Origin of the sequence: Pyxidicoccus fallax (genome assembly GCF_012933655.1) — a bacterium.
Classification (GTDB): domain Bacteria; phylum Myxococcota; class Myxococcia; order Myxococcales; family Myxococcaceae; genus Myxococcus; species Myxococcus fallax.
The window spans coordinates 55,033-66,641 of the sequence record NZ_JABBJJ010000024.1; the positions used below are offsets into that span (position 1 = coordinate 55,033).

The window sequence follows — 11,609 nt, forward strand, 5'->3', positions numbered from 1 at the left end:
CACCGGATGCCCACCTTTCCGCTGACCGCTATTTTCGGAGAGGTATGCGATGCGACATTCGATGGTGGGAGGAGTCGCCGCCGTGGCCATGAGCCTGGCGGCGCCTGTCTACGCAATCGAGGCCCAGGACGTGAGCCGGAAGCTGGACATCAACCCCAATCCCCCGGTGGGCTTGGACGTGAGCCTGGGCGTGGGCGGCTTCACGGGCGACCTGGCGGAGAACACCAACGTGGGCCCGCTGCTCGGCATCGACGCCACCGCGCAGCTGTGGCCGCTCATCGGCATCGAGGCCGGCTACGAGGGCCAGCGCCTGGCCATCGATGACGACCGCGTGGAGAGCGGCGAGGGCATCTGGCGCCACAACGTGGGCATGCTCGGCAAGGTGGGGCCGCTGCTCGACCAGAAGTGGCGGCCCTTCGTGGGCGCGGGCGCGGGCTTGAGCTACCTCAACCCCTCCAGCGACGCCGAGAGCGTCTACGACAACGACCTCCAGGTGGAGTTCCCGCTGGCGGCCGGCGTGGACTACCGCTTCGGCAACATCGTCGCCGGCGCACGCGCCACCTACAGCGTCCTGGGGAGCGAGGACCTCGTCCGCGACGTGGATGGCACCGAGGAGAAGGGCAGCCTCTTCAACGCCGGCATCACCGTCGGCGGGCGCTTCTAGCCGCCCGCCCTCTCACAGGGCGAAGCGAGCCAGCACCGACTCGGGGCGCGGGTCCTGCGCCCACGCCTCGAGCACCGCCCTCGCGGGTGAGCGGCCCGACGCCGCCACCTCCGCCAGCGGGTCCAGGAGCGGCGCGTCCAGCGCGTCCAGCCGCTCCAGGCCGCGCCGGGAGATGGCCACCATCTCCGCCGCCAGCCGGTGCAGCTCGCGGGAGCCCAGGCGCCCCTCCAGCCCCTCGCGGCGCGCGGTGTCGTGGAAGGCCAGGTGCTCGGCGTAGCTCAGCTTCGGCAGCAGGCGCTCGGCCTCGTCCAGCGCGGTGGCGTCATAGAGGATGCCGCGCCACAGCGCCGCCAGCGCGCCCGTCATCGCCGGATTCACGCAGTCCGCGCCGCGCACCTCCACCACCTTCTTCAGCCGCACCTCCGGGAAGAGCGTGGACAGGTGGTCCGTCCAGTCCGCCAGGTCCGGCGGCTGGCCCTCGAAGCCCTCCTTCAGGAGCTGCCGGAAGGTGAGCTTCGGGTGCAGGTACTGCCCGTTGCGGCGCAGGAAGAGCAGCGGCGCGTCCATCGCCCAGTCCACATAGGCGCGGTAGGAGAACGAGCCGTCGAAGAACGCCGGCAGGTAGCCACAGCGCGTGGGGTCCACCTCGTCCCAGACGCGGTTGCGAAAGGACAGGTAGCCGGACGGCTTGCCCTCCACCAGCGGGCTGTTGGCGTACAGCGCGTTCATCAGCGGCGCCAGCCGCGCCACCACCACCGTCTTGCGGACACAGTCCGCCTCGTCCGCCCAGTCGAGCGACACCTGCCCGGTGGCCGTCATCAGCATCATGTTCAGCGCCAGCCGGCCGCGCTCCGGCAGCGTGCGGCGCATCACCAGGTAGCGCGTCTTCGGCATCCACGGCATCTCCGCCGTCGTGGACGTGGGCCGGTAGCCCAGGAAGACGACGCTCAGCCCCAGCGAGCCCGCCGCCGCCTTCACCTCCTGCAGGTGCCCCAGGTTCTCCGCATGCGCCTCGCGCGCCGTGCGGAAGGGGCTGCCGGACAGCTCCAATTGCCCGCCCGGCTCCAGGGAGATGGTGGCCTCCCCGCGCTGCAGCGCGATGACGGGCGACTCGGGCGTCTCGCGGAAGGCTGTGTAGCCCCCGGGCGCCAGCCGTCCCAGCAGCGCGCCCACCCCCGACTCCCCCTCATAGGGCAGGGGTTTGGCGGACCCCACCGGGTAGAGGAACTTCTCATGCTCCAAGCCGAGCCGGTGCTCTCCCCGGGGCTTTTCTGCGGTCCGGAAACCGGCCACCAGCATGTCGACGGAGGTGATGGGCTCTGAGGCCGCGCGCTTGAGGTCGAGGGACATGGGCGCGCCCTATATAACGTGAGCCGCCGGACCTGCCCTGTTTTGCGCACGACCCCTTCATGAGCCCACATTCCGCCGTCCCCGTCATCGGCCCCCGGGCCCACCTGTCGGATTTCTTCCAAGGCATGGGTCTGCTCGGACGCGCCCTCTCCCTGGTGTTCCGCTCCAAGCGCCTGTTTGCCCTGTCCGCCCTGTGCGCCGTCATCACCGCCGTGGCCCTGGCGGGGCTCATCTGGCTCCTGTGGCGCCACGCCCCCGGCGTGCTCGAGTCCTTCTGGGCCCGCCCCGAGTCCTGGTACGGCCGCGCCGCCTGGACGACGGTGCTCGTCCTGTCCTCCCTCGTCGTCTGGGTGGTGGGCGCCAACGTGGTGCCCCCCCTGCTGCTCGCCCCCCTGCAGGACCCGCTGTCCGAGACGACGGAGGCCGTGGTCGGCGGCGACGACGGCCCGCCCTTCACCCTCGCGAGCTTCGTGCGCGGCATCGTCACCGGCGTGGCCCACACCCTGGCCCGCCTCTTCTTCCTCCTCGTGGGCCTGGCCGTCCTCCTGCCCCTCCACCTGATACCCGTGGTGGGCAGCGTGCTGTGGACGGTGCTCGGCAGCCTGTGGACCATGACGTGGATGGCGGGGGAGTTCCTGGCCGCCCCCATGACCCGCCACCTCTACCCCTTCGCCGAGGTGCGCCGGATGCTCCGCGAGCGGCGGGCCCTGTGCCTCGGGCTGGGCGCGGGCGTCTACGTCCTCCTCTGGGTTCCCATCCTCAACACCTTCTTCCTGCCCCTGGCCATCGTCGCCGGCACCCTCCTGTTCCGCGGCCTGCGGGACGCCGGGCTCCTGCCTCCCCCTCCGTCGGCGGGGCCGGGTGCCGTGAAATAAACGCCCGTCCCCGCTGTCCTCCCGGGGTGGCGGGAACGCAATGCCCGCCAGGGACGTTCTGCATCCTCAGCAGCAAGCCGATGCCTTGAAGCACCCGGCGGGCGTGATTAGGCTTGCCCGGCCGCTCCCAGCGCTCGTTTCTCGCGTCACAAAGGTACGGAATTTCAGGGCATTTCTCGCATCAACCGGGGCGCCCGACCAGTGCTCCAGCTTGGATGAATCACATGCCGCGTTTCTTCCGCCGCATCACCGCCGTTGCCGTGCTCCTCGGCGCCTGGGCCCTGGTGGGCAGTGACCGGGCTCCCATCCCGCTCACCCTGGGTGCAGCCGAGGCCGGGCAGGGCTCCTGGGACGGCAGCCTGCCCGCCGCCAACAAGGGTGAGAAGGCCCAGCACGACCTCAACAGCCTCCGTGTCCTGACGAAGGTCATCCTCTACGTGAAGGAGAACTACGTCGACCCCAAGCGCGTGAAGCCCAAGGAGATGATGATCTCCGCGCTGGAGTACGTGGAGAAGAGCGTCCCCGACGTCCTCGTCGACGGCAACGCCGAGACGGGCAAGCTCAACGTCAACGTCAACGGCAAGCAGCGCGAGTTCGACATCGGCCATGTCGACTCGCTGTGGAAGATGTCCTTCGCCCTGAAGGACGTCTTCGACTTCCTGTCGAAGAACATGCGTCCCATCGAGGACACGCGCGACATCGAGTACGCCGCGGTCAACGGCATGCTCTCCACCCTGGACCCGCACTCGGTGCTGCTGCGCCCGGAGCTGTACCGGGAGATGAAGCTGTCCACCAAGGGTGAGTTCGGCGGCCTCGGCTTCGTCATCCAGATGCGCGAGGGCAACCTCACCGTCGTCAAGGTGCTGCCCAAGACGCCCGCGCACCGCGCCGGCATCCAGAAGGACGACCGCATCAAGAAGATTGGCGAGGAGTCCACCGTCAACATGGACCTCAACGAGGCCGTGTCCAAGCTGCGTGGCGCGGTGGACAGCCGCATCACGATTACCGTGGAGCGCGACGGCTGGGACAAGGCCCGCAACATGACGCTGGCCCGCGCGATGATCTCCATCGAGAGCGTCCAGCACAAGATGCTCGCCGGCAACGTCGGCTACGTGCGCCTGAAGAACTTCCAGGGCAACACCACGCGCGACCTCGAGTCGGCGCTGTCCGACCTGCGCAAGCAGGCCGCGGCCAAGGGCGGCTTCAAGGGCCTGGTGCTGGACATGCGCGGCAACCCGGGCGGCCTGCTGGAGCAGGCCATCCAGGTGTCCGACACCTTCCTCTCCAGCGGCACCATCGTCGCGACGGTGGGCCTGTCCGACAAGCTGCGCGAGGAGAAGCGCGCGCGTCCCACGGACGGCGAGGACTCCTACCCCATCGCGGTGCTGGTCAACGCCGGCAGCGCCTCCGCGTCCGAAATCGTGGCCGGCGCGCTGAAGAACCTCGACCGCGCCGTCATCATCGGCCGCCAGACGTTCGGCAAGGGCAGCGTGCAGGTGCTGTACGACTTCCCGGACGACAGCGCGCTGAAGCTGACCATCGCCAAGTACCTCACGCCCGGTGACGTCTCCATCCAGGAGGTCGGCATCGTCCCGGACATCCAGCTGGTGCCCACCCGCGTCACCGACGAGCGCGTGGACGTGTTCGCTCCCCGCCGCTCCATGGGCGAGGCGGACCTGGACCAGCACTTCGGCAACCCGGACTCCTCCACCGTCGCCAAGAAGCGCGAGGACGTGCTGGACCGCGAGAAGCCGCTGGAGAGCCTCAAGTACCTGAAGGTCGACGAGAAGCAGGCCCAGGCCGCCGCCGCCAAGGAGGAGGACTCCAAGAAGACGGCCGCCGCGGAGAAGCCCTCGCAGGAGAAGAAGCCGCACGGCAAGAAGGACCCCATGCTGGACGTGGACGTGGCCGGCCAGGGCGAGGACCTGGACGACCAGCTCGACGCCGAGTCCCAGGACGAAATCAAGGAGGACTTCGAGGTCCAGTTCGCCCGTGACTACGTGCTGCGCGCGCCAGCCACCACCCGCAAGCAGCAGCTGCAGCAGGGCAAGGCCTTCGTGGACCAGAAGCGCCGCGAGGAGGAGGGCCGCATCAGCTCCGCCATCGCCGCGCTGGGTGTGGACTGGAGCGCCGGCCCCACCCCGAAGAACGTGCAGCTGGCCGCCACGCTGACGCCGTCCGCGGACGCGAAGATTGCCGCGGGCGAGGTGCTGGAGATGGTCGTCACCGCCGAGAACAAGGGCACCGAGCCCCTCAAGCGCGTGCGCGCCTGGACGGAGAGCGACAACGCCTTCCTGGACCGCCGCGAGTTCCTCTTCGGCGCGCTGAACCCGGGTGAGAAGAAGTCCTGGAAGGTGAAGGTGCGCCTGCCCAAGGACCTCACCAGCCGCCGCGACGACGTGACGGTGCGCTTCTTCGACGACCAGGGCGCGCTGCCCGAGACGCGCGTGGCCGAGCTGAACTTCGTGGAGCTGCCGCGTCCGGCCTTCGCCTTCAACTGGCAGGTCATCGACGACTGCACCACCTGCAACGGCGACGGTGTCGTGCAGCGCGGCGAGGCCGTCTCCGTCCTGCTGGACGTGACGAACGCGGGCACGGGCCCGGCGCTCGACTCCTTCACGCAGATCAAGAATGGCGGGGACGCCAACATCTTCATCGAGAAGGGCCGCTTCAAGCTGGGCGAGCTGAAGCCCGGCGAGACGAAGACGGCGCGCTTCCAGCTGGAGGTGAAGAAGGGCTTCAAGGGCGAGACCTTCCCGCTGAAGCTGGCCATCATCGACGAGCCCCTGGAGGAGTTCGTCATGGAGAAGCTGGAGCTGCCGGTGCGTGACGCCGCGGCCGCCGCGGTGGAGCCGAAGAAGGGCTTCGTCCGGGTGAACGACAAGGCGGAGCTGTTCGGCGCCCCGCTGGCGGACGCCCGTCCGGTGGCGAAGCTCGGCGCGGCCGCGGTGCTGCCCATGGAGGCGGTGACCAAGGGCTACTACCGCGTGGAGCTGGAGAAGGACCGCTTCGCCTTCGTGCGCACCCAGGACGCCCGCGAGCAGAAGACGGGCGGCCGTGCCGCGCAGCCCAAGGTGGCGTGGACCACGCAGCACCGTCCGCCCGACATCCGCCTGGATGTGGACCCGGCCGCCGGCGGCCTCGTGGCCAACGGGGAGAAGTTCACCCTGTCCGGCGTCGTCAACGACCCCAACGGCCTGCTGGACGTCTACGTGCTGGTGAACGACCAGAAGGTCTACTTCAAGGGCGTGGACCCCAAGAGCGGTGAGCCCAACACGCTGAAGTTCTCCACCGAGTTCACGCTCAAGGAGGGCAACAACAACGTGCTGGTGGTGGCCCGCGAGGACACCGACTTCGCCAGCCGCCGCACCCTGGTCATCCGCCGCCGCCCGGCGGAGGTGGCCCAGAAGGTCGCCGCGCCCGGCGCCACCGCCACGCCGGTGAAGCCGCAGCAGCACTAAGGCCCTCGCGCCAACCTGGCGCCGCCTCCGGGCGGCCTTTCCAGCGGACCTTCCTGATGGAGACCGCCGGAGGGGCCGCCCGTTTTGTTGACGCTCCTCGCACCCAGGCGTTAGCGTCCGACGCGTTGGGCGCCCCCCGGCCGGTCGTGTGTGCGCCCCCGGAGGCGGTGACTCGAATGCGGACGTTCAGTCGGTGGCTGGCCCTCGCGGCATGGGCGACAGGAGCGGCCGCGTACGCGGACAACAACGACCTGCAGATCTGGCGGATCGGCCACCCGGTCGACCCGAGCGAATCGCGGAACGTCGCCGGCAACGAGGACTTCCAGGCCTTCGCCCGCGTCATGGGCGCGGCCATCACCTCGGTGAACCTGATGCCGCCGGAGACGACGGGCCACTCGGCCTGGGCCGTCAACGCGGAGCTGTCGGTCGTCTCGCTGCCGGACAGCGTGTTCATCCCCACGGAGGCCACGCAGCAGCCGTCCACGGTGCTCATCCCCTCCTTCCACGTGCGCAAGGGCCTGCCCTTCTCGTTGGAGCTGGGCGGACGCGTGGGCTACATCGAGCGCAGCAGCATGGTCGTGGGCACGGGCGAGCTGAAGTGGGCCGTCAACGAGGGCTTCACCTGGCTGCCGGACATCGGCGTGCGCGCGCACGTGACGAAGCTCTTCGGCGCAAGGGACTTGAACCTCTCGGTGTGGGGCCTGGACTTCGGCGTGGGCAAGCAGTTCCCGCTCGGCGGCATGGTGACGCTGACGCCCTACGGCGGCCTGGACCTGGGCTTCGTGGGCGCCACCTCCAGCCGGCTCGACTTCAACCCCAACCGCTCCTTCGAGGAGTCGACGGGGAACGACTCCCGCGCGGCGCTGGAGAACACGGCGGCGTACCGGAAGGTGTCCTTCGGCGACAACATGAACCAGCGCCTGTACGGCGGCGTGCGGTTCATCGGCGGCGTGCTGCAATTGGGCGCGGAGCTGTCGCTTACGCGCACCGGCAGCGTGGACGTGCCCGTGCAGGACAACGCGGACGCCACGGAGAGCCGCGGCCTGCCGGCGGTGTTCGCCTTCAACACCACCCTCGGCCTCGACTTCTAGGGCCTCAAGCGGCGGCGCGCAGGGCCTGGCGCACGGCGCCGGGCCGGTTGGTGATGAGGTAGCTGATGCCCATGGCCTCCAGGGCCTGGGCGCGCCCGGGGTCGTCCACCGTCCAGGCCGCCACGCGCAGGCCGGCGGCGCGCCACGCGGTCACCCGCTCCGGGGTGCACGCCTCGTGGAACGGGTGCACCGAGTGCGAGGACACCAGCGGGCTCACCCCGTAGGCCTGCACGCCCCAGGGCTTGTCCGGGTCGATGAGGAAGCCCCGGCGCAGCTCGGGTGCCGCCGCCGCGAGGCGGAAGAGGCACAGCGGGTTGAAGCTGGAGACCACCACGCGCTCGGACAGCCCGCGCCGGCGCACCAGGTCCGCCACCTTCTCCGCGAGGCCGCCGTCGTCGAAGCGGTCGCACTTGAGCTCGATGTTGATGAGGAAGTGCGCGGGCAGCGCCTCCAGCACCTCCTCCAGGCGGGGGATGCGGGCGGGGGCGAAGCCGAGCGGCGAGCCCACATCGGCGCGCTGGAGCTTCCACCAGGGCGTGACGCGCACCTCCCAGGGCTTTCGCGCGAGCCGGTCCAGCTTCTCGTCGTGGCAGACCACCACCTCGCCGGAGCCGCACACCATGGCGTCCAGTTCCACGCCATCGGCCCCCTGTCGGGCGGCCTCGACGAAGGCGTCCAGGGTGTTCTCGGGGGCATCGGCGCTGGCACCGCGGTGAGCAAGCAGGAGCATGGGCCCCCAGTGTGCGCCGGTTGCGTCCACCGTGCAGCAACGGTGCGGCCGGGCGCGTCCACCGGTGGACGCGCGGCTTGCCTCCCCCCGTCCTTTGCTGCACTGTGCCCGCACCATGCTGGGCCTCGGCCTCGGAGAATGCATCGTCCTCGGCTTCATCCTGCTGGTGGTCTTCTCGGCCGCCCGCATGGGTCAGCTCGGCAACGCCGTGGGCAAGTTCGTCTACTCGTTCAAGAAGGCCTCGAAGGGTGAGGACCTGGTGGACGCGAACGCGCGGTCGCTGACGCACTCGCGCCGGGGCACCACGGACGCGGAAGTCTCGGACCCCGAGCCGCCGCGCCGCCGCTAGCCCCCTTCCCTCCCCTTCAGTCCGGACCGTGAGGCCCGAGGCGCCTGGCCGCCGCCACCTGGCTGGCGAGCTGACGGGCCTCGTGCGTCTCGGAGAGCAGCCGGGTCGCCTGCTCCCTCAGCGCCGGGTGCAGGCTTCTGCTGGCCGCCACCTCGCGCAGGTCCGCGGTGTTGAGGAGCGGGACGATTTTCGCGCCAATCTCCGGCGGCAGGTACGGATTGAAGACGAGCGCGCGGCGCACGCCATGGCGCACGGACCAGCGCGGTGACTTCCAGATTTCGACGAGGGGCTCGGGGCGGGCCGGCCGGCGCGCGGCGATGCGGACCACGAGGTCCTCGGTGAGCCGCGGGTTGATGAGCACGTTGCGCAGCACGGACGGGTCGCTGACGGTGGCCAGGCGGGACAGGGTGTCCGGGTCTCTCGTGAGGCGGGCCTGCTGCTTCAGATGCCCGAGCGGCTGCGAGAAGGCGTTGGCGTCCGCGCGGGCGGCGGCGTCCGCGTCCATCTCCTTCTGGGCGGGGCCCTCGACGAACAGGTCCGCCACGACGTCGAGCGACTGCACGTGCGCGAGCCGCCGCAGCGCCTCCACGTGGGGAATGGACGCGGCCTCCTGCTCCAGCGCGGCCATGAAGTCGGACAGCACGCAGGAGGCGGGGCCCCAGCCCTCGCGAGCGAGGGAGATGAGGTAGCCAATCAGCTCGTTGGTATCGAGCGGGTCCCTCCGGGCCAGCTCGCGCGCGGCGGCCTTGCGGCGCACCTCGGCGCCGCCGCTGAGGGCGTGCAGGAAGCGGGCGACGGTGCGGGCATCCTCCAGGGTGGGCATGGCTGACTCACTCCGTGCGGCCGGCCTCCGCCTGGGCGGAGGACACCGGCTCCAGCGTCACCTCCAGCCGGAAGCTGCCGAGGTCCGCCGGGTACTCGTGGAACATGACGAGGAAGGGCACCTTCCCGCCCGGAGCCACCGGGGTGGCCGCCGCGTCCAGACGCTGGCTCAGCGCCGCGGCCGACTCCGAGTTGCCCACGGCGTACAGGTCCTCGGGCGTGGGCAGCGCGCCCGCGAGCGCCTCCGCGGAGCGCACCCGCTGGCTGCCGTCGTACAGCGCGGCACGCACGCGCACGCGGGTGGCCGAGTCGGTGCGGTTCTCCGCCTCGCCGCGGATGATGAAGAGCGACCGCCCCTCGCGCGTCTCGTAGAGGGCGTTGGACACGTCCACGGCGACGAGCGGCCGGGCCGAGGGGAAGACGAGCGTGCGCAGGTGCTCGGGGGACAGCACCGAGAAGTCCACCCGGCCTTCGCGCAGGTAGACGCGGCCCACGGCGCCCAGGGCCACGAGCAGCACGGCGGCGACGACGAGGTTGGCGACGAGCGCCGTCACCTTGAGGGCGCGGCTGGGCGGGCGGCTCTGGGGGATGCCCACGTCCTCGGGGCGCGCGGTGGGGCGCGCCACGGAGACGGCGGGCACGTCCGCCACGGAGCCAACGTCCACCACCTCGCGGGTGACGTTACCGGCGGGCGCTCCGACCTTGCCGAGGGTGACGATGAACTCCTGGGCCTCGTCCGCTGGGGGCACGTCCGTCAGCAGGGCGTTCCCCGAGGGCGCGGGAGCGAAGGCATCATCCAGTCCGTCCACGGGGGCGGGCGTCGTTCCGAGCAGCGCGGCACGGCCGGTGTCGGTCGGCTGCATGCCGGCGGGCTCGCCGAGCGGGTCCGGACCCGACGAGAGGTCGAACGGGTCGTGGGCGGGAGCGGCCTGGGGCGCACCGGCCGGCGGGAGGTCCGGCCCGCCAATGTCGTCGATGTCGATGGTCCCGAACGGGTCGATCTCCACGGGGGCCACCGGAGCCCTGGAAGGAGCCGCCGCTCCCATGGGTGCCGACACCGGAGCCCTGGCGGGAACACCCGCTCCCGTGGGGACCGCGGCCGGGGGCTGGAAGGCACCCGCTGCCCCCACGGGTGCCGACACCGGAGCCCGAGCGGGAACACCCATTCCCATGGGCACGGCCCCTGGGGCCTGGGAGGCACCAGCCGCACCGGTGGGCGAAGCAACCGGAGCCTGAGCGACACTCGCGGCGCCGCCGGGCGAAGCGAACGGCGCCTGGGAGGCACCAGCCACGCCACCGGGCGATGCGACCGGAGCCCGGGCGGGAACACCCGCTCCCGAAGGCACGGCGGCCGGGGCCCGGCTGGCGGCAACCATCCCGGGGGGCCTCGTGGCCGCTCCCTGGGGGGCGGTGCCCCCCGTGCCGGTGGACGCAGCGGCGGGCCCCCTCGAGGTGCCGGCCACTGCCGAGGGCGCGGCGGCGGGGCCCCTGGAGATGCTGGCCACGTCATCGATGTCGATGGACGCGAACGGGTCCTCTCCCGAGGGCGTGCCAAACGGAGGGGTCACCGGGAACGACGGAGGTGCCGGAGCCCTGGGAGCCGCCGCCATGTCGATGTCGATGGCCCCGAACGGATCTTCCCCTTCGGGCAGGGAGAGCGCGGAGGCCGCCGGAGCCTTGGGGGCCACGGCCACGTCGCCGAAGTCGATGCCTCCGAACGGGTCGGCATCTTGGAACGAGGCCGTCGGCGCGGGAGGCAGTCCTCCGGCGGGAGCGGGACGCACCGGACCCAGCGCCACCGCCCCGGTGGGCGCGGCAACGGGCGGAGGTGCCGCGGCGCGACGAAGCGCGTCGGCCGCCGTGGGCGCCCTGGGCGCGGGCAAATCATCGAAGGCACTCGCCGGCACGGCCGCCCCGGCGGGCCCGGGGCCACCCAGGAGGTCCGCGAACGGATCCGCCCCTTCCAGGGCGAACGGAGCAGGAGCCGCGGGGGCCGGGCTCCGACGAGGCTGGGCGGCAGGAGCCGCGGGAGCCTGGGCAGGGGCAGCCGCCTTGGGCGCCGGAAGGGGTACGCCCCCAGCGGGAACGGCCATGCCCGGCGGGGCAGGAGGCGGAGCCGGTCGGGCCGCCGGAGTCGCGCCCTTCGTCGGGCTGAACATGGTCACCGGCGCCGGCACGGGCGCGCCCCGGGGCGCCTGTCCCGGTGAAGCAACGGCGCCTGGAGCCGGCGGTGCACCACGAGGCGCCACCGCCCCCGGCAGCGGCAC

The 11,609-nt window shown here is 71.5% G+C and carries 9 protein-coding genes; 5 read left to right on the forward strand and 4 right to left on the reverse strand.

Annotated features, from left to right (window positions below; translation table 11 throughout):
- The first annotated feature begins 49 nt into the window (after positions 1-49).
- Entirely contained in the window at positions 50-664 is a 615-nt protein-coding gene (locus HG543_RS07695; RefSeq protein WP_169344035.1) for an outer membrane beta-barrel protein, read from the forward strand.
- Between the two features lie 12 nt (positions 665-676).
- Here the strand turns inward: HG543_RS07695 and HG543_RS07700 are convergent, their stop codons facing one another.
- Positions 677-2,014: a glutamate--cysteine ligase gene (locus HG543_RS07700; protein ID WP_169344036.1), complete on the reverse strand. Its 1,338-nt coding sequence runs from the start codon at positions 2,012-2,014 to the stop codon at positions 677-679.
- A gap of 59 nt (positions 2,015-2,073) precedes the next feature.
- On the opposite strand from HG543_RS07700, the gene HG543_RS07705 reads away from it, so the two are divergent.
- From HG543_RS07705 to HG543_RS07715, 3 genes are all read left to right on the forward strand, one after another.
- A complete protein-coding gene (locus HG543_RS07705) occupies positions 2,074-2,889 on the forward strand; it encodes an EI24 domain-containing protein (protein ID WP_169344037.1) in 816 nt (271 codons plus the stop codon).
- A gap of 215 nt (positions 2,890-3,104) precedes the next feature.
- On the forward strand, positions 3,105-6,350 hold the full coding sequence (locus tag HG543_RS07710) for an MXAN_5808 family serine peptidase (RefSeq protein WP_169344038.1): 3,246 nt from the start codon (positions 3,105-3,107) through the stop codon (positions 6,348-6,350).
- Positions 6,351-6,526: 176 nt separating this feature from the next.
- Positions 6,527-7,441 (forward strand): hypothetical protein, encoded by a 915-nt coding sequence (locus HG543_RS07715; protein WP_169344039.1) that lies wholly within the window; start codon positions 6,527-6,529, stop codon positions 7,439-7,441.
- A 4-nt stretch (positions 7,442-7,445) separates the two neighbouring features.
- Here HG543_RS07715 and HG543_RS07720 read toward each other — a convergent pair whose 3' ends face one another.
- Complete coding sequence (locus HG543_RS07720; protein ID WP_169344040.1) at positions 7,446-8,171, reverse strand: glycerophosphodiester phosphodiesterase; 726 nt, start codon at positions 8,169-8,171, stop codon at positions 7,446-7,448.
- 115 nt (positions 8,172-8,286) lie between these two features.
- Here HG543_RS07720 and HG543_RS07725 point away from each other — a divergent pair, with 115 nt between their 5' ends.
- The gene (locus HG543_RS07725) at positions 8,287-8,520 is read left to right on the forward strand and encodes a twin-arginine translocase TatA/TatE family subunit (protein WP_169344041.1); all 234 of its coding nucleotides are present in this window, start codon (positions 8,287-8,289) and stop codon (positions 8,518-8,520) included.
- 16 nt (positions 8,521-8,536) lie between these two features.
- Here the strand turns inward: HG543_RS07725 and HG543_RS07730 are convergent, their stop codons facing one another.
- Positions 8,537-9,343 (reverse strand): hypothetical protein, encoded by an 807-nt coding sequence (locus tag HG543_RS07730; RefSeq protein ID WP_169344042.1) that lies wholly within the window; start codon positions 9,341-9,343, stop codon positions 8,537-8,539.
- A gap of 7 nt (positions 9,344-9,350) precedes the next feature.
- A complete protein-coding gene (locus tag HG543_RS07735; RefSeq protein WP_343073298.1) occupies positions 9,351-10,349 on the reverse strand; it encodes a hypothetical protein in 999 nt (332 codons plus the stop codon).
- Between the last annotated feature and the right edge of the window lie 1,260 nt (positions 10,350-11,609).

Coding starts and splice junctions, on each gene's coding strand:
- HG543_RS07700 (WP_169344036.1), bottom strand. CDS start 2,014: ATGTCCCTCGACCTCAAGCGCGCGGCCTCAGAGCCCATCACCTCCGTC.
- HG543_RS07730 (WP_169344042.1), bottom strand. CDS start 9,343: ATGCCCACCCTGGAGGATGCCCGCACCGTCGCCCGCTTCCTGCACGCC.
- HG543_RS07705 (WP_169344037.1), top strand. CDS start 2,074: ATGAGCCCACATTCCGCCGTCCCCGTCATCGGCCCCCGGGCCCACCTG.
- HG543_RS07720 (WP_169344040.1), bottom strand. CDS start 8,171: ATGCTCCTGCTTGCTCACCGCGGTGCCAGCGCCGATGCCCCCGAGAAC.
- HG543_RS07715 (WP_169344039.1), top strand. CDS start 6,527: ATGCGGACGTTCAGTCGGTGGCTGGCCCTCGCGGCATGGGCGACAGGA.
- HG543_RS07710 (WP_169344038.1), top strand. CDS start 3,105: ATGAATCACATGCCGCGTTTCTTCCGCCGCATCACCGCCGTTGCCGTG.
- HG543_RS07725 (WP_169344041.1), top strand. CDS start 8,287: ATGCTGGGCCTCGGCCTCGGAGAATGCATCGTCCTCGGCTTCATCCTG.
- HG543_RS07695 (WP_169344035.1), top strand. CDS start 50: ATGCGACATTCGATGGTGGGAGGAGTCGCCGCCGTGGCCATGAGCCTG.